This is a genomic window from Streptomyces globosus, from assembly GCF_003325375.1.
In the GTDB taxonomy this organism is placed as follows: Bacteria; Actinomycetota; Actinomycetes; order Streptomycetales; family Streptomycetaceae; genus Streptomyces; species Streptomyces globosus_A.
This window is the reverse complement of sequence record NZ_CP030862.1, coordinates 693,393-716,174: the sequence shown is the minus strand read 5'-3', so window position 1 is coordinate 716,174 and position 22,782 is coordinate 693,393. Positions and strand designations below refer to the sequence as shown.

Annotated in this window: 16 protein-coding genes; 6 read left to right on the top strand and 10 right to left on the bottom strand. The window is 76.1% G+C overall.

Annotated features, from left to right (window positions below):
• Window positions 1–20: 20 nt before the first annotated feature.
• Window positions 21–1,598, bottom strand: coding sequence for a bifunctional phosphoribosylaminoimidazolecarboxamide formyltransferase/IMP cyclohydrolase (gene purH, locus C0216_RS03415; protein ID WP_114053811.1), 1,578 nt, complete (start codon window positions 1,596–1,598; stop codon window positions 21–23).
• Complete coding sequence (purN, locus tag C0216_RS03410) at window positions 1,595–2,218, bottom strand: phosphoribosylglycinamide formyltransferase (protein ID WP_114053810.1); 624 nt, start codon at window positions 2,216–2,218, stop codon at window positions 1,595–1,597. The genes purH and purN overlap by 4 nt, the downstream gene beginning before the upstream one ends.
• Window positions 2,219–2,542: 324 nt before the next feature.
• On the opposite strand from purN, the gene C0216_RS03405 reads away from it, so the two are divergent.
• On the top strand, window positions 2,543–3,181 hold the full coding sequence (locus C0216_RS03405; protein WP_114053809.1) for a hypothetical protein: 639 nt from the start codon (window positions 2,543–2,545) through the stop codon (window positions 3,179–3,181).
• 55 nt (window positions 3,182–3,236) lie between these two features.
• On the opposite strand, the gene C0216_RS03400 is transcribed toward C0216_RS03405, so the two are convergent.
• Window positions 3,237–5,012 (bottom strand): cell division protein PerM, encoded by a 1,776-nt coding sequence (locus tag C0216_RS03400; protein WP_162793072.1) that lies wholly within the window; start codon window positions 5,010–5,012, stop codon window positions 3,237–3,239.
• 128 nt (window positions 5,013–5,140) lie between these two features.
• Here C0216_RS03400 and C0216_RS03395 point away from each other — a divergent pair, with 128 nt between their 5' ends.
• Window positions 5,141–6,709, top strand: a complete 1,569-nt coding sequence (locus C0216_RS03395; protein ID WP_114053807.1) for a transcriptional regulator — start codon at window positions 5,141–5,143, stop codon at window positions 6,707–6,709.
• 115 nt (window positions 6,710–6,824) lie between these two features.
• Here the strand turns inward: C0216_RS03395 and sucD are convergent, their stop codons facing one another.
• From sucD to C0216_RS03370, 5 genes are all read right to left on the bottom strand, one after another.
• Window positions 6,825–7,712 (bottom strand): succinate--CoA ligase subunit alpha, encoded by an 888-nt coding sequence (gene sucD, locus C0216_RS03390; protein WP_114053806.1) that lies wholly within the window; start codon window positions 7,710–7,712, stop codon window positions 6,825–6,827.
• Window positions 7,713–7,735: 23 nt separating this feature from the next.
• Window positions 7,736–8,917 (bottom strand): ADP-forming succinate--CoA ligase subunit beta, encoded by a 1,182-nt coding sequence (gene sucC / locus C0216_RS03385; RefSeq protein ID WP_114053805.1) that lies wholly within the window; start codon window positions 8,915–8,917, stop codon window positions 7,736–7,738.
• A 273-nt stretch (window positions 8,918–9,190) separates the two neighbouring features.
• Window positions 9,191–10,372 (bottom strand): VWA domain-containing protein, encoded by a 1,182-nt coding sequence (locus C0216_RS03380; RefSeq protein WP_114053804.1) that lies wholly within the window; start codon window positions 10,370–10,372, stop codon window positions 9,191–9,193.
• Window positions 10,373–10,476: 104 nt separating this feature from the next.
• Window positions 10,477–12,795, bottom strand: coding sequence for a DUF5682 family protein (locus tag C0216_RS03375; RefSeq protein ID WP_114053803.1), 2,319 nt, complete (start codon window positions 12,793–12,795; stop codon window positions 10,477–10,479).
• Window positions 12,792–13,898: an ATP-binding protein gene (locus C0216_RS03370; protein WP_114053802.1), complete on the bottom strand. Its 1,107-nt coding sequence runs from the start codon at window positions 13,896–13,898 to the stop codon at window positions 12,792–12,794. The genes C0216_RS03375 and C0216_RS03370 overlap by 4 nt, the downstream gene beginning before the upstream one ends.
• A 134-nt stretch (window positions 13,899–14,032) precedes the next feature.
• On the opposite strand from C0216_RS03370, the gene C0216_RS03365 reads away from it, so the two are divergent.
• Together C0216_RS03365 and C0216_RS03360 are read left to right on the top strand one after the other, a co-directional pair.
• The gene (locus C0216_RS03365) at window positions 14,033–15,157 is read left to right on the top strand and encodes a hypothetical protein (protein ID WP_162793108.1); all 1,125 of its coding nucleotides are present in this window, start codon (window positions 14,033–14,035) and stop codon (window positions 15,155–15,157) included.
• A 199-nt stretch (window positions 15,158–15,356) separates the two neighbouring features.
• Window positions 15,357–16,961 (top strand): DUF5691 domain-containing protein, encoded by a 1,605-nt coding sequence (locus C0216_RS03360; protein ID WP_114053800.1) that lies wholly within the window; start codon window positions 15,357–15,359, stop codon window positions 16,959–16,961.
• Window positions 16,962–17,029: 68 nt separating this feature from the next.
• On the opposite strand, the gene C0216_RS03355 is transcribed toward C0216_RS03360, so the two are convergent.
• On the bottom strand, window positions 17,030–17,431 hold the full coding sequence (locus tag C0216_RS03355) for a cobalamin B12-binding domain-containing protein (protein ID WP_114053799.1): 402 nt from the start codon (window positions 17,429–17,431) through the stop codon (window positions 17,030–17,032).
• 209 nt (window positions 17,432–17,640) lie between these two features.
• On the opposite strand from C0216_RS03355, the gene C0216_RS03350 reads away from it, so the two are divergent.
• The gene (locus tag C0216_RS03350) at window positions 17,641–18,426 is read left to right on the top strand and encodes an esterase/lipase family protein (RefSeq protein WP_114053798.1); all 786 of its coding nucleotides are present in this window, start codon (window positions 17,641–17,643) and stop codon (window positions 18,424–18,426) included.
• A 221-nt stretch (window positions 18,427–18,647) separates the two neighbouring features.
• Window positions 18,648–20,135, top strand: a complete 1,488-nt coding sequence (locus C0216_RS33805; protein ID WP_246042298.1) for a peptidoglycan DD-metalloendopeptidase family protein — start codon at window positions 18,648–18,650, stop codon at window positions 20,133–20,135.
• A gap of 74 nt (window positions 20,136–20,209) precedes the next feature.
• On the opposite strand, the gene pcrA is transcribed toward C0216_RS33805, so the two are convergent.
• Window positions 20,210–22,756, bottom strand: a complete 2,547-nt coding sequence (gene pcrA / locus C0216_RS03340) for a DNA helicase PcrA (protein ID WP_114053797.1) — start codon at window positions 22,754–22,756, stop codon at window positions 20,210–20,212.
• Window positions 22,757–22,782: the final 26 nt, after the last annotated feature.

Below are 22,782 nucleotides of genomic sequence, written 5' to 3'. Positions count from 1 at the left end.
TTCGCCGTGTGCGGAGCTGCTCAGTGGAAGAAGTGCCGGGTGCCGGTGAAGTACATGGTCACCCCGGCGGCCTTCGCGGCCTCGACGACCTGCTCGTCGCGGACGGAGCCGCCCGGCTGCACGACGGCCTTGACGCCTGCGGCGGTCAGGATCTCCAGCCCGTCCGGGAAGGGGAAGAACGCGTCGGACGCGGCGTACGAGCCCTGCGCGCGCTCGGCGCCGGCCCGCTCGACGGCGAGGCGGGCGGAGTCGACGCGGTTGACCTGGCCCATGCCGACGCCGACCGAGGCGCCGTCCTTGGCGAGCAGGATCGCGTTGGACTTCACGGCCCGGCAGGCCTTCCACGCGAACGCGAGCTCGGCGAGCTCGGCGGGGGCGAGGGCCTCGCCGGTGGCCAGGGTCCAGTTCGCCGGGTCGTCGCCCTCGGCCTGGAAGACGTCGCTCTGCTGGAGGACCGCGCCGCCCGAGATCGGCTTGAGGTCGCCCGGCTGGTGCGGGCTGCCCTCGACGCGCAGCACGCGGATGTTCTTCTTCTTCGCCAGGACCTCGACCGCTCCGTCCTCGTAGGCGGGGGCGGCGACGACCTCGGTGAAGATCTCCGCGATCTGCTCGGCGAGCGCGACGGTCACCGGGCGGTTGACGGCGATGACGCCGCCGAAGGCCGACAGCGGGTCGCAGGCGTGCGCCTTGCGGTGCGCCTCGGCGATGTCGGCGCCGATCGCGATGCCGCACGGGTTGGCGTGCTTGATGATCGCGACGCACGGCTCTTCGTGGTCGTAGGCGGCGCGGCGGGCGGCCTCGGTGTCCACGTAGTTGTTGAAGGACATCTCCTTGCCGTGCAGCTGCTCGGCGTTGGCGAGCCCGCCCGGCTGCCCGTCGGTGTACAGGGCGGCGGCCTGGTGCGGGTTCTCGCCGTAGCGCAGGACGGCCTTGCGGTCCCAGGCGCCGGCCAGGAACTCGGGCAGCACGGCCTCCGGCTCGGGGGCGTACGCGTTCGTGAACCAGGAGGCGACGGCGACGTCGTAGGCGGCCGTGTGCTGGAAGGCCTCGGCGGCCAGGCGCTTGCGGGCGGCCAGGTCGAAGCCGCCGCCGCGGACCGCGGCGAGGACGTCGCCGTACCGCCCGGGGCTGGTGACGACGGCGACCGAGGGGTGGTTCTTCGCGGCCGCGCGGACCATGGACGGGCCGCCGATGTCGATCTGCTCGACGCACTCGTCGGGGGTGGCGCCGGAGGCGACGGTCTCCCGGAACGGGTAGAGGTTCACGACGACCAGGTCGAACGGCTCGACGCCCAGCTCGGCGAGCTGGCTGCGGTGGTCCTCCAGGCGCAGGTCGGCGAGGATGCCGGCGTGCACGCGCGGGTGCAGGGTCTTGACGCGCCCGTCCAGGCACTCGGGGAAGCCGGTCAGCTCCTCCACCTTGGTGACGGGGACGCCGGCGGCGGCGATGCGGGAGGCGGTCGAGCCGGTCGAGACGAGCGCGACGCCCGCCTCGTGCAGGCCGCGGGCCAGCTCCTCCAGTCCCGTCTTGTCGTAGACGCTGACGAGCGCGCGCCGGATCGGTCGCTGCGACGTCGTGGTGCTCTCTGCGGCGGTCACTGGATCGTTACCTTTCGTCCCTCGATGCGGTAGCCGTGCCGGGCCAGGCGCCCCACGACGTCGACGAGCAGCCGGCGCTCGACTTCCTTGATGCGCTCGTGCAGAGCGGCTTCGTCGTCCCCGTCCCTGACCTCGACGACACCCTGGGCGATGATCGGTCCGGTGTCCACGCCGGCGTCCACGAAGTGGACGGTGCAGCCGGTGACCTTCGCCCCGTACGCGAGCGCGTCCCGTACGCCGTGGGTGCCGGGGAACGCGGGCAGCAGGGCGGGGTGGGTGTTGACGAAGCGGCCGCCGAAACGGCCGAGGAACGCCTTGCCCACGATCTTCATGAACCCGGCGGAGACGACGAGGTCGGGAGCGTGGGCCGCAGTGGCCTCGGTGAGGGCGGCATCCCACTCCTCCCGGCTCGCGTAGTCCCCGACCGGGCAGACGAAGGTCGGGATGCCCGCCTTCTCGGCCCGCTCCAGGCCGGCGATGCCGGTGCGGTCGGCCCCCACGGCGACGACTTCGGCACCGAAGCCCTCGGCGCCGCCGGGGTGGGAATCGATGGCGTCGAGCAGGGCCTGGAGGTTGGTGCCGGATCCGGAGACCAGGACGACCAGGCGGGAGGCGGCCATGACAGGCCCTTTCTCGCGTGGGTGCCGCCCGGGGCGACCCGGGGGCGCGGCGTTCGTCTTGTGCGGTCGTACGAAACTTCGACACCCCGGGATACGGGGGACCCTACGAAGCCGCCGACCGCCTGCAACGATACCGGCACACCGGACGGCCCACGGGGGACGGGGGGACGGCCGACGGGTAGCGTCTGGCATACAGGCCGCGAACGGCGTGGTGAGAGGGGGCCGCGCAGCACTTCGACGCACGCCGCCCGCGACGCATTCCGACGCCGGCGCCCCGCACCGGGCGCGCCCGGCGTCCACGACACAGGGGAAGTAACGCACTCGATGCCGGACCGCCGCCAGCCCGACTCCTCCACCGACGACAACCCCTTCGCGGCTCCCCCGGAGGGCCGGCCCGACCAGCCGTGGCGGCCGCGCCCCGGCGGTGGCGGCGGCCGCCCCGGCCAGGACCCCTCCCCCGGCGGGCCGACGGGACCGGGCGGGCCGTCCGGGCCGGCCCGCTGGGACCCGACCGACCCCGTGCAGCGGCGGGCCCGCTATGCGCTGCTCGCCGGCATGTGGGGGTTCTTCTTCGGGATCTTCGGGATCCCGTCGGTGGGTCTGCTGCTCGGCGCGCTCGCCGTGTACTGGGGCGTCAGCGGCCTGCGGGGCAAGCCGGCGGCGGCGCCCGGGGCCGCCGCGGACGCCTCCGGGGCGGGCGCCCGCCCGGCCGGCGGCGCGAGCACCGGGGGCGGCCTCGCCGCACTCGGCCCGGCGGCCGGCCCGCAGCGGGCGGCCGCGGTCGGCGGCATCGTCACGGCGTCGCTGGCGATCGTCCTGGCCCTGGGCTCGTACGGCGTGCAGATCGCCTACAAGGACTTCTACGTCTGCCGCGACGACGCCCTGACGAAGGCGGCGGAGCTCAAGTGCAACGACCTCCTGCCGGACAACGCGCTGGGCAAGGTCCTGAAGGTCCGCCAGTAGCCGGCAGGCCGGCGCTGCGGCCGCCCCCGCGGTACGGGAGCGGCCGCAGCCGGCGTCAGCCGGCCGGGCGGCGCCTGGCCAGGACGCGGGCCCCCGCGACGGGCGGGGCGAGCGGGCGCGCCGCCGGGACGGGGACGGCGCCCGGCGCCGATGCGGCCCCGGCGCCCGCCGGGTCCGGGGCCGGGGCCGGGGCCGGGGCCGGGGCCCCGGCGGGGGGCTGCGGGAAAGGCCCGGGCGGGAGGCCTGCGGCCGGTGCGGACGCCGCCGCCGCGGCGGTCGGAGCACGGTCTTCCCGGGCTGCGCCCTCCGGGGCCGGGCGGGCCGGGACGGCGGGCAGGCCGATGCCGAGGCCCCTGACCACCGTGAGGCGGCGGGAGCGGCCCCCGGACGGGGTGTCCGCCGACGGGGCGGACGGCTCCGCGGGCTGCGCCGTCGGTTCCGGGCCGAGGTCCGGGACCAGCGTGCCCGCCGTGCGGCGCAGCGCCTCCCAGCGGACCTCCCGCCCCCCGCCGGTGTGCCACTCGTCTCCGGCGGCGAGGGCCTCCTCCTCCGCCTCGGCGGCCTTCCGCACCGGCCGCGTCCGCCACGAGTGCACCGCCACGGCCAGGGGAACGGCCGGCACCAGCGTCCACGCGAAGGCCGCCGCGCCGGTCGCCCACCACACCGGCCCGAACTCCGCCAGCCGCCCCGAGCCGAGCGGCCCGCCCGAGACCGCCGCGAGCCCCGCCATCAACAGCCCGCACACCAGCGCCCCCAGAGCCGCCGTCAGCGCGGTCTCCGCGCGCCGCACCTCCCGCGCCCTGCGCACCGCGAACCACCCCACCACCAGCCCGGCGACCACCGGGAGGACCGCCGTCGCGCAGGTCAGCGCCGTCCCGGGCCCCTCCGGCGGGAGCGCCGCCAGCAGCGGGAACCTGGGCAGGGCGGGCGCCCCCTCGAAGCCGAGCGGGGTGGCGGAGGCACCGCCGCCGAGGGCGAAGCCGGGCCCAAGGGCGTACGCCGCGCCCCACACCATCGCGTTCGGCAGCAGCGCGAGCGCGAGCAGCAGGACCGCGAAGCGGCCCGACCACACGCCGGTCAGCGCGAGGAAGGCTTCTTCCACCTCCTTGCCGTGCCAGGCCAGCGAGAGGCCGACGAGCAGCGCCCCGCCGCCGGCCAGGGAGAGCGCCCCGGCCGTCCCGGCCCGGACCGCGACGGCGTACCGGGGCCGTACGACCGCCCGGCGCAGCGCCTCGGGAACCCAGCGCGGGAGCGGGCCGAGCGGGCGGCCCTTCGCCGCCCACACCCCGGCGGCCGCGGCGAGCACCGCCACGAGGGGGACGTGCCAGGCGGCGCTGAGGGGGTCGGCGGGCATGGGGCCGCCGGCCGCGTACACGGTGGCGAGGCAGCCCACGCCCAGGTAGCCGCAGAGCACGGCGGAGAAGACGACGCTCGCGGGCAGCACCTCGTCCCCGTCGCTGCCGTCGCCGGAGGCGCTGCCGAGGCGTGCGGCGCGGCGCATGAGGAGGGCGGGCAGGGCGATCAGGAGCAGCGGCGTCACCCCGACGGGTGCGGGCACGCCGGAGAGGGTGTCGTAGCGGACGAGTTCGGTGCCGTGGGCGAGCAGCCACAGGCCGGCGGCGAGGTGCAGGGCCCCGCCCGGCCCGCTGTCGGGGTAGGGGGAGCTGATCCACAGGACGATCACGAGGACGGCGAGGAAGCCGAGGCCCAGGCCGGCGGCGACGGCCCCGCCGAACACGCAGGCGGCGGCCTCGGGCGAACGGTTGCGCCGGGGGGCGGCGTGGCGCGGCGCGGTCGGCAACGGCGCGTCGCGGTCGGTCAATTGCGTCACTCCGCCATGGTGCCCTCGACACGCGCTATGAGTGGTTAATAGGCGAATGTCCGTTGTGTCGCTCAATATACGTTTATGTACTTTTTCGTGCAGGTTTGCCGCGGTCGGCAGGGCGCGGGGAGTGAGGCATGACGGAGAGCACCGGGGAGCCCGCCGGGCTTCCCACGCCCGAGGACCGCCGCCGGCTCCGCGAGGCGGCGGACCTGACGTGCGAACAGGTCGCGGAGCGGCTGGGGGTCACCGCGGCCGCCGTCCGCTCCTGGGAGGCGGGCCGCGCGCACCCGCACGGGCACAAGCGGGCCGCGTACGTGCGCCTGTTGGCACACGGATCCGGCGGATCCGGCGCCGGGCCCGTACGGCGCCCCTCCGCGGACGGACCGTCACGGCCGCCCGACGGCGGGCCGGTTGCCGGCCCCGCCGCACCAGGGGACTCCGCGGTCGGACCCCCCGCCCGCGCCCCGCGCCGCCCCGCCGCCCGGCCCGCACCGGCACACCGCCCCGGCCGGACGGGTCCCCCGCCCGTCCCCCCCTGCTCCGAGGCGCCCGCGGAGCCGGCCGCGCCGGCGCAGAGCCCGTACGCCGCCCCGCCCGGCCCCGCCCCGGAGCCCGGCCCGTACGCCGCCCCGGCCGGCCCCGCCCCGGAGCCCGGTCCGCACACCGCCCCGGCCGGCCCCGCCCCGGAGCCCGGTCCGTACACCGCCCCGCCCGGCCCGGACCCGTACGCCCCGGCCGGTGCCCCCTCGGCGGGTGCCGCGGGGGACGGGAGCCGCTCGGGCGCGGACGGGCCGGCCGGTCCCCGCCCGGCCCCGGGCGGGGAGGACACCCGGGCGGCCGACCCCGCCGACGAGGTGCCCGAGGCGGCGGACCCGGGGCCGGTCGACGGGCCGCGGGCCGCGTTCGACGCCCTGTACCGGCGTTCCGCCACCGCCCTGGCCCGGCAGGCCTACCTGCTCACCGGGAACCGCGGACTGGCCCTGGAGGCGGTGGAGCGGGCGTTCCAGCAGGCCTGGGCGCGCTGGCCCGAGGTGGCCACCGACCCCGACCCGGTCGGCTGGGTGCGCGCCGCCGCGCACGAGTACGCCCTCTCCCCCTGGCACCGCTTCCGCCGCGCCCACCGGCACCCCGAGCCCCCCGCCGGATCCGTCGACCCGGCCGACCGGGTCCTGATGGACGCCGTGCTGGCGCTGCCGCCGGTCCACCGCCGCACCGTCCTGCTCTACCACGCCGTCGGCCTCGACCTCCCCGACACCGCCGCCGAGACGGAGGCCACCACGCCGACCGCCGGCCACCGCCTGCTGCACGCCCACGACGACCTCGCGGGCCGCATCCCCGCGGTGGCCGCGGCACCGCCGCAGGAGCGGGCGGCCCTGCTGCACGAGCGGCTCGGCGCGCTGCGGCCGCCCGTACGGCTCGTGCCGCGCCCGGCCGCGGTCGTCCGCGGGGCCGCCGAGTACCGCGCCCGGCGCTGGTCCCGCACCGTCGCCGGGGTGACCGCGCTGCTCACCGCGGCCACGGCCTACACCCTGGCGACCGCCCCCACCCGGTACGAGCCCCCGGTCCACCCCGGCACCAGCGTCTCCGGGGTGCCGCCGCTCAGCGGCCCCCAGCGGCTCACCGAGCAGAGCCGGCAGCTCCGGGAGAAGCTGCGGGCCGACCCGGCCGCCCGGCCCGACCGCCTGGAGCCGCGCCCCGAGTGAGCGGCCCACCCGCCCGGCGGGTGCACGTACGGGCGCGGCCCGCACCCCGGTCGGGGGTGCGGGCCGCGCCCGTACGGTGTCCGCGGCGCCGCCGGGCGGCACCGCGAGGCGGCTGCTAGGCCTTGCTGAGGATCTCGCGCGCCAGCTTGGCGGTCTCGGTCGGCGTCTTGCCGACCTTGACGCCGGCGGCCTCGAGGGCCTCCTTCTTGGCCTGCGCGGTGCCGGAGGAGCCGGAGACGATGGCGCCGGCGTGGCCCATGGTCTTGCCCTCGGGGGCGGTGAAGCCCGCGACGTAGCCGACGACCGGCTTGGTCACGTTCGCCTTGATGAAGTCGGCCGCGCGCTCCTCGGCGTCGCCGCCGATCTCGCCGATCATGACGATCAGCTCGGTCTCCGGGTCGGCCTCGAAGGCCTCCAGGGCGTCGATGTGCGTGGTGCCGATGACCGGGTCGCCGCCGATGCCGACGCAGGAGGTGAAGCCGATGTCGCGCAGCTCGTACATCATCTGGTAGGTCAGCGTGCCGGACTTCGACACGAGACCGATCTTGCCGGGCTTGGTGATGTCGCCCGGGATGATGCCGGCGTTGGACTGGCCGGGGGTGATCAGACCCGGGCAGTTCGGGCCGATGATGCGGGTCTTGTTGCCCTTGGCGCTCGCGTATGCCCAGAAGGCGGCGGAGTCGTGCACCGCGATGCCCTCGGTGATGACGACGGCCAGCGGGATCTCGGCGTCGATCGCCTCGACGACGGCGGCCTTGGCGAAGGCCGGCGGGACGAAGAGGACGGAGACGTTCGCGCCCGTCTTCTCCATCGCCTCGGCGACCGAGCCGAAGACCGGGACCTCGGTGCCGTCGAAGTCGACGGTGGTGCCGGCCTTGCGCGGGTTCACACCGCCGACGATGTTCGTGCCGTCGGCGAGCATCAGCTTGGTGTGCTTCATGCCCGTGGCACCGGTCATGCCCTGGACGATGACCTTGCTGTCCTTGTTGAGGAAGATAGCCATGGTGAGTCTGTGACCTCGTCCCTTTACTTCGCAGCCGCAGCGAGCTCGGCGGCCTTGTCGGCCGCGCCGTCCATGGTGTCCACGCGCTGGACCAGCGGGTGGTTGGCGTCCGAGAGGATCTTGCGACCGAGCTCGGCGTTGTTGCCGTCGAGGCGGACGACGAGCGGCTTGGTGACCTCTTCGCCCTTGTCCTTGAGCAGCTGGAGGGCCTGGACGATGCCGTTGGCGACCTCGTCGCAGGCGGTGATGCCGCCGAAGACGTTGACGAAGACGGACTTGACGTCCGGGTCGCCGAGGATGATCTCGAGACCGTTGGCCATGACCGCGGCGGAGGCGCCGCCGCCGATGTCCAGGAAGTTGGCGGGCTTGACGCCGCCGTGGTTTTCACCGGCGTACGCGACGACGTCGAGGGTGCTCATGACGAGGCCCGCGCCGTTGCCGATGATGCCGACCTCGCCGTCGAGCTTGACGTAGTTGAGGCCCTTCTCCTTGGCCGCGGCCTCCAGCGGGTTGGCGGCGGCCTTGTCGACGAGCTCCTCGTGGGACGGCTGGCGGAACTCCGCGTTCTCGTCGAGGGAGACCTTGCCGTCGAGGGCGATGACCTCGCCGGACGCGACCTTGGCGAGCGGGTTGACCTCGACGAGGAGCGCGTCCTCGGCGACGAAGGTCTTCCACAGGGTGACCAGGACCTCGGCGACCTTCTCGGCGACCTCGGCCGGGAACTGCGCCAGGGCGACGATCTCGCGGGCCTTCTCGATGGAGACGCCCTCGTTGGCGTTCACCGGGACCTTGGCGAGCTTCTCGGGGGTCGTCGCGGCGACCTCCTCGATGTCCATGCCGCCCGCGACCGAGGCCATGGCCAGGAAGGTGCGGTTGGTGCGGTCGAGCAGGTAGGAGACGTAGTACTCCTCGAGGATCTCGGGAGCGGTCTCCGCGATCATCACCTTGTGGACCGTGTGGCCCTTGATGTCCATGCCCAGGATGTCCGTCGCGCGGGCGACGGCCTCGTCCGGGGTGGCGGCGAGCTTGACGCCGCCGGCCTTGCCGCGGCCGCCGACCTTCACCTGCGCCTTGACGACCGACTTGCCGCCCAGCCGCTCGGTGGCCTCGCGAGCCGCCTCAGGCGTGTCGATGACTTCACCGGCCAGCACCGGTACACCGTGCTTGGCGAAGAGGTCCCTCGCCTGGTACTCGAACAGGTCCACGCGCGTCCGTCCCTTGTCTTCAAAGATTCGCAGTGATTCGCGGTTGTCTGCGTGGGCGTGCCGCGGAGGGCAACGTGACGGCTCTGTCACAAGGGAGGCGCACACGGTGACCGTGGACGCGGCATGTCCGTCTCGCAGGTTATCCCCGGGACACCTGCCGCCCTAAATCGCAGATCACACCGGCGCGGTGATTCCCCTCACAGATCGGCCGACCGGTGAGCTGCGAATTCGTGCGATCTGACCATTTCCCGTACGGCGGATACGGGCTCCCGGTCAGGGCACGGGCAGCGGCCTCCCCTCGATCGCCGCGGCCATCACCTCGGGGAACAGGTCGGGCGTGCAGGCGAACGCGGGCACGCCGAGCGCGGCGAGGGCCGCCGCCTGCTCCCGGTCGTGGGCGGGGGCGCCCTCGTCGGACAGGGCGAGCAGCGCGACGAACGCGGTCCCGGCCGCCCGCATCGCCGCGACCCGCTTGGCCATCTCGCCCCGGATGCCGCCCTCGTGGAGGTCGCTGATCAGGACGACGACGGTGTCGGCGGGCCGGGTGATCCGGGACTGGCAGTAGGCCAGGGCCCGGTTGATGTCGGTGCCGCCGCCGAGCTGCGCGGCGAAGAGGACGTCCACCGGGTCGTCGACCAGGTCCGTCAGGTCGGCGACGGAGGTGTCGAAGGCGACGACGCGGGTGGAGAGCGACCGCATGGAGGCCAGGACGGCGCCGAAGACGGAGGCGTAGACGACCGAGGGGGCCATGGAGCCGGACTGGTCGATGCAGAGGACGACCTCCTTCCGGACGGAGCGCGCCGCCCGGCCGTACCCGACGAGCCGCTCGGGGACCACGGTGCGCTGCTCGGGCAGGTAGTTCCGCAGGTTCGCCCGGACGGTCCGGCCCCAGTCGATGTCGGCGCGGCGCGGGCGGGCGGTGCGGGCCGAGCGGTCGAGGGCGCCGGTGACGGCGGCCCGGGTGCGGGAGGCGAGCCGCTCCTCCAGCTGCCGGACGACGCCGCGGACGACGGCCCGCGCCGTCTCCCGGGTCGTCTCCGGCATCGCCGCGCCCAGCGACAGCAGGGTGCCGACCAGGTGCACGTCCGGTTCGAGGGCCTCCAGCATCTCCGGCTCCAGCAGCAGCGCGGACAGTCCGAGCCGCTCGATGGCGTCGCGCTGCATCACCTGCACGACGGGGGCGGGGAAGTACCGGCGGATGTCGCCCAGCCAGCGGGCCACGGCCGGCGCGGAGCCGCCGAGCCCGGCGGACCGCTCCCCCGCCGCCCGGCGGGAGCCGCCGCTTCCGGCGCTGCCGGCGGGGCTGTCGTAGAGCGCGCCGAGCGCGTCGTCCACGGCCCGGTCCCGGCCGGCCAGTACGCAGCCCGTGCCGTCGGCGCCGGTCCCGCCGAGCACGAGCCGCCACCGCCGCACCCGCTCCGCGTCCGCCGCCGCACCGCCGTCCGTCCGGTTCATCCGCACCGTCCCCCCGTCGTCCCCCGGCCGGCGCCCCGCCGTCCCGTCCTGCTCACCCGCACCGTCCCCCCGGCCGCCGCCCGCGGCGCCACTCCTCCCCTTCATCAGCACCGTCCCCCGGCCGTCCTCCGGTCGGCGGCCTCCAGCAGCAGCCGGGCCAGGTCTGCGGCGGCGGCGGCGCGGGCCGCGTCCGGCTCCGCGGCGAAGCCCTCGGGGGCTCCGGCGCCGGCCGCCGCGCGCCGGGCGCCGGGGCCGCGCCGGGCCAGTTCGCCGAGCGTCCGCCGCACGCCCGGCTCGTACGCGCCGAACGTCCTGCGCAGCAGCGGCAGTACGTCGGTGAACGCGTCCGCCGGCACCGCGGCGAGCCAGGAGTCGACGAGGCCGAACAGCCGGTCGTCGTGGACGAGCAGCGTGCCGCCGCCGGCGCCGGCTCCGGCGAAGCCGTCGATCCAGCCGGCCGCGTCCGCGGGGGCGGCCGCCGGCGACAGCGCCAGCCCCATCAGCCGCGCCGCCTCCGGCGCGGGCAGCCGCCCCTCGTCGAGCAGCAGCCGCACCGCCCGCCCCCGTATCGCCCCGGGCACGCCGTCCCGGGCGCCGAGCGCGGCGAGGACCGCCGCCCAGCGCCCCTGGAGCTCCTCGTCGTCCAGCAGGCCGACCGCCCGGTGGACGGCCTCCACGTGCCCGCGCATCCCGGCCGCCGCCTCGGTGTCGAGGCCGGCGGCGCAGGCGGGCGGCAGGGCCACGCAGATCCGCTCGGCCAGTCCGCGCGCCACCGCGCGGAGGGCCGGGGCGGCGGTGCCCCGGACGTCCCCGTACCGCAGGGCCCGGGCCAGCGCGGGCAGGGCCTGCGCCAGCCGGGCCGCGTCGGTGTCGAGGGCCGCCAGGTCGGCGAGGGCCCGCAGCACCCGGGGCAGCGCCTCGGACAGGCCGGCCAGCAGGCACCGCTCCGCCAGCGCGGTCACCTCGGCGAGTTCCCGGGCGGCCGCCGCGTCCGCCGCGGCCTTGGCGCCGGCCGCGGCGAGGACGGTGGTGCCCCAGATCCCGGCCTCGGCCACCCGCACCGCCAGCTCCGGATCCCAGCGCAGCCGCCACGTCTCGCGGAACGTGCCGGTGCCGGGCCGCGAGGCCGCCAGCCGGCCCCAGCCGATGCCGAGCAGCCGCAGCCGGTGCAGCAGCAGCGACCGCGCCGCGTCCGTCGGGCCCCGCAGGTCGAGCTCCAGCTCCCGCTCCTGCGGCTCGGCCTTCAGCCGCAGCGAGCGCTGCTGCCGGACGAGGTCCCGCTGCAGCGGCACCGCGGGCGCGCCGTCGGGGACCCGGCCGAGGACGTCCCCGACGACCAGGCGGTCCTCGACGAGCGCGAGCGGCACCTCGGAGCCGTCGCACATCACCGCCCGGACGGCGTCCAGCGTCTCGGCGAGGCCGGGCGCGGGCCGGCCGCGCACCGCGGCGAGGGTGTCGGCGAGCCGGACCGCCTCGATCACGTGCGCCGGGGAGACCGGCAGGTCCTCCTGCCGGAGCAGCGCGGCCGCCCGGGCCATCCACCGCTCGACCGGCCGGTCGGGGGCGGCGGCCAGGTGGGCGTACCAGCCGGGCGCGGCGACTCCGGCGCCGTAGCCGCCCGCGCGGGCGAGCCGCCGGTGCGTCCAGGGCACCCAGGCCGTCTCCACCCTGGTCCTGGGCAGGCCGGCCAGCAGCCGCCGGTCGGCGGCGGCCGTGGTCGCGGCGCGCAGCGCCGGGACGTGCCAGGCGCCGCACACGACCGCGCAGCCGTCGCCGAACTCGCGGCGGGCGGCCCGGATCCGCTGCCGCATGTGGGCCTCGCGGACCAGGTCGCGGGGGCGGCCGCCGATCGTGCCCGAGGCGTCCTCCGGGCCGGCCCCGCGCACGGCCTCCATGGCGTCGCCGAGCGCCTCGAACACGGCCAGGGGGTCGGCGGTGGCCTCGCCCGGCCCTCCCCGGTGCTCGACGGTGTCCTCCCACCAGCGCTCGGCGTCCTCGTACCCGGCGGCCGCGGCGAGCGCGCCCAGCGGGTCGGGCCGCGCGGTGCCGCCCGCCGGCTCCCCGGCCTCCGAGGCGGCGAGGGTGTGGGCGGCGGGCAGGTCGATGAACCGTACGGGGACGGGCGGCTGCTGCTCCTGCGCCCAGCGGATGGCGGCCCACTCCGGGGAGAACGCGGCCAGCGGCCAGAACACGGCCCGGCCGGGGTCGTCCGCGGCGTGCGAGAGCAGCGCCACGGGCGGCCGCATCCCCGGGTCGGCGGCGAGCGGCAGCAGCGCGTCGCCCTCGGGAGGGCCCTCGACCAGGACGGCCGCCGGCCGGGCGGCCTCCAGGGCGGCCCGGACCGCGCGCGCCGACCCGGGGCCGTGGTGGCGGACGCCCAGCAGCAGCGGCCCGCCGCGGGCGGGCGGTGCCGCCGGGCTCATGGCGCCACCTCCCGGCAGGCCCGGTAGAAGTCCTGCCAGCCGTCCCGCTCGCGGACCACGGCCTCCAGGTACTCCTGCCAGACGACCCGGTCGGCGGCCGGGTCCCGGACGACCGCGCCGAGAATCCCGGCGGCCACGTCGGACGGGCGCAGCACGCCGTCGCCGAAGTGCGCGGCGAGCGCCAGGCCGTGGGTGACGACGGAGATGGCCTCGGCGGTGGACAGGGTGCCGCTCGGGGTCTTCACCCTGGTGCGGCCGTCGCCGGTGACACCCTCGCGCAGCTCGCGGAAGACGGTGACGACGCGGCGTATCTCCGCCAGCGCGTCGGGCGCCGGCGGCAGGTCGAGGGTGCGGCCCAGCTGGTCGACGCGCCGGGCGACGATGTCGACCTCGGCGTCGGCGGTGGCGGGCAGCGGCAGCACGACGGTGTTGAAGCGGCGGCGCAGCGCGCTGGAGAGGTCGTTGACCCCGCGGTCGCGGTCGTTGGCGGTGGCGATGAGGTTGAAGCCGCGGACGGCCTGCACCTCCTGGCCCAGCTCCGGTATGGGCAGGGTCTTCTCGGACAGGATGGTGATGAGCGCGTCCTGGACGTCGGCCGGGATGCGGGTCAGCTCCTCGACGCGGACGGTCGCCCCCTCGGCCATCGCCCGCATGACCGGGCTGGGGACGAGGGCTTCGCGGCCGGGGCCGCGGGCGAGGAGTCGGGCGTAGTCCCAGCCGTAGCGGACGGCCTCCTCGGGCGTCCCGGCGGTGCCCTGGACGAGCAGGGTGGAGTCCCCGCTGACGGCGGCCGCGAGGTGCTCGGACACCCAGGTCTTGGCGGTGCCGGGGACGCCGAGCAGGAGCAGCGCGCGGTCGGTGGCGAGGGTGCTGACGGCGACTTCGACGATGCGGCGCGGGCCGACGTACTTCGGAGTGACGGCCGTGCCGTCGGCGAGGGTGCCGCCGAGGAGGTAGGTGGCGACGGCCCACGGGGAGAGCTTCCAGCGGGGCGGGCGGGGCCGGTCGTCGGCGGCGGACAGGGCTTTCAGTTCGTGTGCGAAGGCGTCCTCGGCGTGCGGTCGCAGCGCCTGGGCGCCGGTGCCGTTCCCCTGCGTGTCCATCGTCCCCCTCCGATGCTCCGCAGCCGTTCCCGACTGCTGCCCCCACGGTGCACCACGCCACTGACAACGAGCCGCCCGCGCACGGTTGTTGCAGGTCAGGCCGATTGTCAGTGCCGGTCCCTACGGTGGTTCCCATGACTGACCAACAGGTCCGCCACACCGTGGAGCAAGGGCCGTGCCGCGCTCGCGGCGCCCCGCCGGAGGCGCCCGAACCGGGACGGGGGGAGGCAGGTCCGCAGACCCTGACCGGAGGTTCCGCTTCCGGTCGGGCGGCGGGGGCGCGGGCCGCACCCGCAGACCCGGAGGCGGCGCGGCGCCGGGCCGAGCGGAGGGCGGCCCGGATCTGCGCCGGCGTCGCCGAGTTGGAGCAGCGCCTGGCCGACCTGGTCCGCGAGGGGCTGGCCGGCCAGGAGCAGGCGGGAGCCGCGTTCTGGGAGGAGGCCGCGGCGCGCATGGTCGACGCCCAGGCGCCCGGACTGGCCGCCCGGGTGAGGGAGTTGGGGGCGATACCCGGTTGCGGGCCCGGCTGGCCCGCCCGGATGCTGGAGGAGGGCGCGCTGCTGCACCTGCTGAACCGGGGATGGCTCGGTCTGGCAGGCCTGCCGCAGCCGCTCGCCGCGACGGTACGGAGCAGGGTGGGGCTCCCGGACACCGGCGCGGAGGGGGAGGCCGTACGGGACCGCTGGCTGGTGCTGGCCCAGTACGACTCGGTGTCGCCGGACGGCCGGCTCACCACCCGCCGGACATGGCTGCGCGGGACGGGGAGCGGACGCCCGGCCCTGGTACTGGACTTCGGTCCGCCGGGGCGGCCGCCGCGGCTCGCGCTGCCGGTCGGACGGGTGGTGGAGGCGGAGGCCCGCTTCCGCCCCGGAACGGCGGGACTGCGCGCGGACCTCGTGGAGGGGCACGGCGCGGGGGCGCCGTGCGGGCAGGCCCCGGAGGGGGTCGGCACCGGGGCGGCACTCGACGCGTACGGGGCGGCGCTGCGGGAGGACCCGTGGCTGGAGTCCTGGCCGGTCGTGCTGGGCCCCGTGGTCCCGGTACCGGGCGATCGGGGCTGGCAGCTGGCCGACGCCGAAGGCGGCGGCGCCCTGCCGGTCGCCTCCGGCGGGGGCCGGCCGCCGGCCGGGCTGTGGCAGCTGGCCGCCCTGTCGGGCGGCGCGCCGGTCACGGTCTTCGGCGAGTGCGGCCACCGCGGCTTCACACCGCTCACGGCCTGGGAGCAGGGCTGCCCGGAGCCGGTCGCCCTGACCGGCTGAGGGGGCCGGTCCGGGGCCGCACCAAGGGGAGGGAGCACGGGCGCGGGGGCGCCCGTGTGCAAGGACGACAAGCCGGGGGGCTCGGTCATGAACGACAACCACGCCAGCTGAAAGGCCGGACACGACGACGACAGGCCGCTCCGGTCCCGCGGAGGGGGCGGGACCGGAGCACGGAGAACACCGAGAGGGAGGGGGCACGATGACCGCCGCGGCCGGGGAGGAGCGACACGGGGAGGGCTGTGGGGACCGGGGGGACTGGGGGGAGCTGGTCGGGGCGGCGCTGCTCGGCACCGGGCGCCGCCGCGGCAGTCCGCGGGAGCTGCTCGACGCCGCGGCCGTGCACACGCTGCGCCGCCGCGCCGGGCTTCGGCCCGCCGAGGCGGCGCCCCGGCCGCGGCCCGCACCGGCGGACCCGCGGCCGGAGCCGCCGGAGCCCGCCCGCCGGCGGCTCGCCCAGCTGCTGGCCGGCCGCGCCGGGGCGGGCGCCGGGTCCGGGCGGCGGGGGGCCGCGCCGGACCTGGCGGAACTGCTGCCGCAGTGGCTGGCGGCCGCCGGCCGGCACGGCTACCGGGCGCCCGCTGCGCTGCTGCCGGCGCTGCTCGACGCGGCCCGGGCCCGCAGCGACCTGCGCCCGCAGGCCCTGGCCCTGGCCGGACCGCGCGGGATGTGGCTGGCGGGGCTCAACCCCGACTGGCGGTTCGCGCTGCGCGCCGGGGCGGGCGGGGGGCTGCCCGACCCGGAGGACGCCGCAGCGGTGCGGCAGCTGTGGCAGGAGGGGCTGTTCGCGGAGCGGGCGGGCCTGCTGGGCGCGGTACGGGCCCGCGATCCGGCGGCTGCGGTGCGGCTGCTGGCATCCACCTGGGCCGCCGAGCGCGCCGAGGACCGGCTGATGTTCCTCGACTCGCTGCGGGTCGGGCTGTCCGCCGGGGACGAGCCGTTCCTGGAAGCCGCCCTGGACGACCGGAGCCGGAACGTGCGGGCGACCGCCGCCGAGCTGCTGTCGGCGCTGCCGCAGTCCGCGCTGGCCGGGCGGATGGCCCGGCGGGCGCTCGCCTGCGTCGGGCCGGACGGCGTGGCCCCGCCGGCCGGGTGCGACGCGGGCATGCTGCGCGACGGGGTCGCCGAACGGCCGCCCGCCGGGCGCGGCGAGCGCTCCTGGTGGCTGGGCCAGCTGGTGGAGGCGGCGCCGCTGTCCTGCTGGCGGGACCGCTTCGGGGGGCTGGACGCCGCCGCGGTCGTGGCCCTGCCGATGCCCGGGGGAGAGGGCTGGGCCGAGGAGCTGCACGCGGCGTGGTGCCGGGCGGCGGTGCGGCAGCGGGACCCGGAGTGGGCGGCGGCGCTGCTCGGCTCTCCGGCGGCCCCGACCGCGACCGCGCCGGGCACGGCCTCGCTCGCCGAGCGGGCCCGGCTGCTGTCGGTCCTGCCCGAGGGGGAACGGGCCGGCTGGGTGGCCCGGTTCGTCGGTGCGCACGGGCTGTCCGAGGCGTTCCAGCTGCTCGGGGCGTGCACCGTGCCGTGGGCCGGGCCGCTCGGCCGGGCCGTGGTCGACGCGCTCGACGCGGCGCGGGAGGCGGGCGGCTACCCGTGGAGCTTCAGCGGGGTGATGGGGCTGGCCGAGCGCTGCCTCGACCCCGCCGAGGCCGACCGGCTGGAGGCGCTGACCGCGGCCGCGCAGCCGGCGGCGGACCCCGGTGGGACCGCGGGTGCGGGCGCGTACTGGGCCGAGGCCTTCCAGCGGCTGACGGCCACCCTGCGGCTGCGCGCGGCGATGCTCGCCGAACTCGCCCCGGAGCCCGCCGTGTGACGGGCCGTGGGACGCACCGCCTGGCGGCCGGCACTCCCCGGGAGTGCGGGCCGCCCGGGGCGGCGCGGTCAGCGGTGGATGTTCTCGCGCACCCAGTCCACGATCGACGTCGTCGTCGCGCCCGGGGTGAAGATCGCGGCCACGCCCTTCTCCTTGAGCGGGGCGATGTCGTCGTCGGGGATGATGCCGCCGCCGAACACCTTGATGTCCTCGGCCTCGCGCTCCCGCAGCAGCTCCAGCACCCGGACGAACAGCGTGTTGTGGGCGCCCGAGAGGATCGACAGGCCGATCGCGTCGGCGTCCTCCTGGATGGCGGTGTCCACGATCTGCTCGGGCGTCTGGTGCAGGCCCGTGTAGATGACCTCCATGCCAGCGTCCCGCAGGGCGCGCGCGATCACCTTCGCGCCGCGGTCGTGGCCGTCGAGACCCGGCTTGGCCACCACCACACGGATCGGACCGGTCACACCCATCGCACTGCCTCCCGAGTGAACGAACGTTAAGCACAGCATCGCGCACGCCGCCGTTTCACGGTCAAGCGGGAGGGGGAAATCACACGTGGGACGGCGTTGATTCACCGCCGGGGGAGCCGCACCGCCAGGCACCGCGCCACCGTACCGACAGCCGCACGGCACGGCGGCGCGGTCGGCAGCAGTCCCAAAGGTCTTAGGGGAGGCCGTCGATGGGGCTGTCGCCGTGGCTGTCCGCGCCCTTTTCCGCATCCGCCCGAGCCGGGGTCCTGGAGGCCGTCCTGTTCGGCGCCCACGTGGTGCACTACCCGACCGGGATCCGCCAGGAGAAGCCCGCCGCGCCCGGACCGGGCGGCGTGCACCCGCCGGTGCTGCTGCTGCACGGCTTCACCGACAACCGGTCCGTGTTCGTCCTGCTGCGCCGCCGCCTCGCCGCGGACGGCGGCCGACGGGTGGAGGCGTACAACTACTCGCCCCTGACGCGCGACGTGCGCGCGGCGGCCGGGCGCGTCGCCCGGCGGGTCGAGGAGCTGTGCGAGCGGACGGGCCGGGAGCGGGTGGACCTCGTCGGGCACAGCCTGGGCGGGCTCGTCGGCCGGTACTACGTCCAGCGGCTCGGCGGCGACGCGCGCGTCCGCACCCTCGTCACGCTGGGCTCGCCGCATTCCGGTACGCGCGTCGCGCCGTTCATGGACGCCCACCCCCTCGTCCGGCAGATCCGCCCGGATTCCGCGCTGATCGCCGAGCTGCGCGCCCCCGCCCCCGGCTGCCGCACCCGGTGCGTGGCGTTCTGGAGCGGCTGGGACGAGCTGATGGTGCCGGCGGGCACCGCGCGCATCGAACACCCCGACCTGGCGGCGGAGAACGTCGAGGTCAGGGGGGTCGGGCACCTGGCGCTGGCCGTGCATCCGGCCGTCGTGGCGGCGGTGCGGCGGGTCCTCGACGGGCCGGGTCCGGCGGCCGCGGAGACACGCGGCGAGGCGGCGCCGGCCGCCTGAGCGCACACCCCCTCCAAAGTCGAACAAATTTCGAACTCAAGGCCAAGGCTGGGCATGGGACCGGCCGAAAGACGGCCGAATGCCCGGTTCCGCTCAGCCGGAACCCCTCCGAAGATTGTCGTGGCCAGTGACCGCCGGGTACAGTCACGCCACTGCTCTCCCCAGGGATTCCCCCGTCCCTGGCCACCCAGGCCCCCACTGCCGAGGCGAAAGAGAAGTTGGTGAACGACCGCCCCTCGTCGGGCCTGTACCCCGATCCCGGGTACGACGGCCTTTCGACCACCACTTTCGCCGGTGACTCCCCCTACGTTTCCTACGAAACGCAGGGCCAGGGGTACGACTACACGGCGTACGGCACCTACGACACCGGCACCACCGGCGCGTACGACGCCACCGCCTGGACGGCCGCCCCCCAGACGGACTACGCCCAGGACGGCTACCTGCCGACGATCCCGGCCCAGGGAGCACACGAGGAAGCCGCCACCGGCCAGTGGGACACCGGCGCCTGGACCGCTCCCGGCACCGACTACCAGTCCACGGCCGCCGCGTTCGGCTACGACCAGACCGGCCAGTGGGCGGCACCCGGCTACGGCACCGCCGGCACGGACACCGGCGCCTACGACGCCACCGCCTGGAACACCGTCCCCCAGGACCAGCAGCAGACCCAGACGTTCTCCTTCGCGTACGAGGCCGAAGCGCAGCAGCAGGACACCGGCTACGCGGACGACGCGTACACCGGCACCGCCGTGTTCGAGGCGGTCGCGGAGGATGCCCTCGCGCCCGGCTTCGAGCCCGACGCCGCACCCGCCCCCGAAGCCGGCGCCGACGACGCGTACGACGCGCCCTCCCCCGTGCACGACATGCCGACGCAGGCCATGCCCGTCACCCCGGCGCCCGCCGGCCCCGCCTCCGGCCCGCGGGCCTCGCGCCGCGCCGGCGCCAAGTCCGGGCACACGGCCGGCGGGGGCGGCCGCCGCCGCACCCCGGCGAAGCGTTCCGCCCTGCTCACGGTGGCGGTCCCCTCCGCATGCGTGGTGGGCGTCGCCGGTGTCGCCGCGGCCTCCGTCGGCGGCCTGACCGGCAGTGAGAAGCCCGCCGAGGACACCACCACGATGGCCGCGCCCGACCCGGCGTCGGTCAAGCCGGTCGCGGCCAACAGCAAGCTCGACACCCAGCTTGAGGCGCTCAGCGCCGACGCCGGGGACTTCGCGGACCGCGCGAGCCGCACGCAGGAGCGCATCGACCTGCGCCAGCGCCAGGACGAGGAGCGCAAGCGGAAGGCGGAGGAGGAGGCCGCGAAGGAGGCGGCCCGCCCCAAGTTCGCCATCCCGGTCGCGCAGCGCGGCCTCAGCGCCTCCTTCGGCCAGGCCGGCGGCATGTGGATGTCGGTGCACACCGGCATCGACTTCCCCGTGGGCTACGGCACCCCGGTCATGGCCGCCACCGACGGCACCGTGCGCACCCAGTGGAACAGCGCCTACGGCAACATGGCGATAGTGACCGCCCCCGACGGCACCGAGACCTGGTACTGCCACCTCAGCAGCACCAAGATCCGGTCCGGCAAGGTGAAGGCGGGCGACGTCATCGCCTACTCCGGCAACTCCGGCAACTCCACCGGCCCGCACCTGCACTTCGAGGTCCGGCCCGGCGGCGGCGCCGCCGTCGACCCCCTGGCATGGCTGCGCGGCAAGGGCCTCAACCCGTCCTGACACCGCCGGACAACCGCAAAACCCCGAAGTGGGCCCGGGCCGTCGAGGCCCGGGCCCACTCCCGTTCCGCGGCGTCAGAGCTTCTGCACCGGTGCGTACCGCAGCAGCAGCCGCTTCGGCTTGGCGTCGCCGAAGTCGATGGTCGCCTGCGCGTCGGCGCCGGCGCCCCGCACCTCCATCACCGTGCCCAGCCCGAACTGGTCGTGTGTCACCCGGTCGCCGACGGCCAGCGCCACGACCGCCTTCTCCGTGGCCCGCCGCGTGGCGAACCCGGACGGGCCCGAGCGCGTGCGCGCCGAGGACAGGAACGCCTCCGGCGAGGTGCCGAACGAGGCCTTGCCCGACCCGTAGCCCTGGCCGCGCACCGGTCCGGCCGGCTTCTGCGCGGCGCCCGTGCGCTTCCACTGCAGGTACTGGGCGGGGATCTCCTCCAGGAACCGCGACGGCGGGTTGTAGGAGGGGGTGCCCCAGGCGCTGCGCATCGCGGAGCGCGTCAGGTAGAGGCGCTCGCGGGCGCGCGTGATCCCGACGTACGCCAGCCGGCGCTCCTCCTCCAGCTCCTTGGTCTGGCCGAGCGCCCGCATGTGCGGGAAGACGCCGTCCTCCATCCCGGTCAGGAACACGACCGGGAACTCCAGGCCCTTCGCGGTGTGCAGGGTCATCAGCGTGATCACGCCGCTGCCCTCGGTGTCCTCGTCCGGGATCTGGTCGGAGTCGGCGACGAGCGCGACCTGCTCCAGGAACTCGGCCAGCGTGCCGCCGCCCGCCGCGGCGCCCTCCTCCGCGCCGGCCGCGGCTGCGCCGCCCTCGGCGCGGGCCTGCTCGAACTCCAGGGCCACCGCGGCGAGCTCCTGGAGGTTCTCGATCCGCGTCTCGTCCTGCGGGTCGGTCGAGGCCTGGAGTTCGGCGAGGTAGCCGGTCCGCTCCAGGACGGCCTCCAGCACGACGGCCGGGCCGGCGCCGGACTCGGCGATCGTGCGGAGCTCCTCCATCAGCACGTTGAAGCGCTTCACCGCGTTGGTCGAGCGCGCGGCCATGCCGTACGCCTCGTCCACGCGCCGCAGCGCCTGCGGGAAGGTGATCTTCTCGCGCAGGGCGAGGGCGTCGACCATCGCCTCGGCGCGCTCGCCGATGCCGCGCTTGGGCACGTTCAGGATGCGGCGCAGCGGGACGCTGTCCTCGGGGTTCGCCAGGACGCGCAGGTACGCGAGGATGTCGCGGACCTCCTTGCGCTCGTAGAAGCGGACGCCGCCGACGACCTTGTACGGGAGGCCGACGCGGATGAAGACCTCCTCGAAGACGCGGGACTGCGCGTTGGTCCGGTAGAAGATCGCGACATCGCCGGCCTTGGCCTCGCCGGCGTCGGTGAGCCGGTCGATCTCGTCGGCGACGTACTGGGCCTCGTCGTGCTCGGTGTCGGCGACGTAGCCGGTGATGACGGCTCCGGCGCCGGCCTGGGTCCACAGGTTCTTGGCGCGGCGGTTCTCGTTGCGCTCGATGACCGCGTTGGCCGCGGAGAGGATCGTCTGCGTCGAGCGGTAGTTCTGCTCCAGCAGGATCGTCGTCGCGTCCTTGTAGTCCTCCTCGAACTGGAGGATGTTGCGGATCGTCGCGCCGCGGAAGGCGTAGATCGACTGGTCGGCGTCGCCCACGACGCACAGCTCGGCCGGCGGCAGGTCCGGGTAGCCGGTGCCGACGAGCTCGCGCACCAGCGTGTACTGGGCGTGGTTGGTGTCCTGGTACTCGTCGACGAGGACGTGCCGGAAGCGCCGCCGGTAGTGCTCGGCGACGTCGGGGAACGCCTGGAGCAGGTGGACGGTCGTCATGATGATGTCGTCGAAGTCGAGCGCGTTGGCCTCGCGCAGCCGCCCCTGGTACATCGCGTACGCCTGGGCGAGGGTCTTCTCGAACCCTCCCCCAGACTCCGTCCGGGAGGTGCCCCCAGCTGCCTGGGCGGCGAAGGCGTCCTCGTCGATGAGCTCGTTCTTGAGGTTCGAGACCTTGGCGCTGAAGGACTTCGGCGGGAACTTCTTCGGGTCGAGGTCCAGGTCGCGGCAGACCAGTGCCATCAGGCGCTTGGAGTCCGCCGCGTCGTAGATCGAGAACGAGGAGGTGAAGCCGAGCCGCTTGGACTCGCGGCGCAGGATGCGCACGCACGCGCTGTGGAACGTGGAGACCCACATGGCGCCGGCGCGCGGTCCGACGAGCTGCTCGACGCGCTCCTTCATCTCGGCGGCGGCCTTGTTGGTGAAGGTGATCGCCAGGATCTGCCCGGGGTGGACGTTCCGCGCGGCCAGCAGGTGGCCGATGCGGTGGGTGAGCACCCGGGTCTTGCCGGAGCCGGCGCCGGCCACGATCAGCAGCGGGGAGCCCGCGTGGACCACGGCGGCGCGCTGCTGCTCGTTCAGCCCGTGCAGCAGGGCGGCCGGGTCGATGACCGGCCTGGGGGTGCCGTCGCGGTAGTAGGCGTCACCGCTCAGGGGCACGTCGAAGCGGCCCTCGAAGAGGTCGTCCGCGCCGGGCTCGGGGGCGCGGTCGTCCGCGTACTCCTCGGGCGGCGGCGGCTCCTCGTCGGAGGGGGTGAGGTCCGCCAGGAAGCTGTCGTCAAAGAGGCTGCTCATCGCCTTCCGAGTCTAGGGGGCGGCGG

Bases quoted from the DNA above. Each gene is read 5' to 3' on its own strand.
- C0216_RS03395 (WP_114053807.1), top strand. From the start codon at position 5,141: ATGACGGAGAGCACCGGGGAGCCCGCCGGGCTTCCCACGCCCGAGGAC.
- C0216_RS03405 (WP_114053809.1), top strand. From the start codon at position 2,543: ATGCCGGACCGCCGCCAGCCCGACTCCTCCACCGACGACAACCCCTTC.
- C0216_RS03380 (WP_114053804.1), bottom strand. From the start codon at position 10,372: ATGAACCGGACGGACGGCGGTGCGGCGGCGGACGCGGAGCGGGTGCGG.
- C0216_RS03350 (WP_114053798.1), top strand. From the start codon at position 17,641: ATGGGGCTGTCGCCGTGGCTGTCCGCGCCCTTTTCCGCATCCGCCCGA.
- C0216_RS03370 (WP_114053802.1), bottom strand. From the start codon at position 13,898: ATGGACACGCAGGGGAACGGCACCGGCGCCCAGGCGCTGCGACCGCAC.
- C0216_RS03360 (WP_114053800.1), top strand. From the start codon at position 15,357: ATGACCGCCGCGGCCGGGGAGGAGCGACACGGGGAGGGCTGTGGGGAC.
- purN (WP_114053810.1), bottom strand. From the start codon at position 2,218: ATGGCCGCCTCCCGCCTGGTCGTCCTGGTCTCCGGATCCGGCACCAAC.
- C0216_RS03365 (WP_162793108.1), top strand. From the start codon at position 14,033: ATGACTGACCAACAGGTCCGCCACACCGTGGAGCAAGGGCCGTGCCGC.
- C0216_RS03355 (WP_114053799.1), bottom strand. From the start codon at position 17,431: ATGGGTGTGACCGGTCCGATCCGTGTGGTGGTGGCCAAGCCGGGTCTC.
- sucD (WP_114053806.1), bottom strand. From the start codon at position 7,712: ATGGCTATCTTCCTCAACAAGGACAGCAAGGTCATCGTCCAGGGCATG.
- C0216_RS03375 (WP_114053803.1), bottom strand. From the start codon at position 12,795: ATGAGCCCGGCGGCACCGCCCGCCCGCGGCGGGCCGCTGCTGCTGGGC.
- pcrA (WP_114053797.1), bottom strand. From the start codon at position 22,756: ATGAGCAGCCTCTTTGACGACAGCTTCCTGGCGGACCTCACCCCCTCC.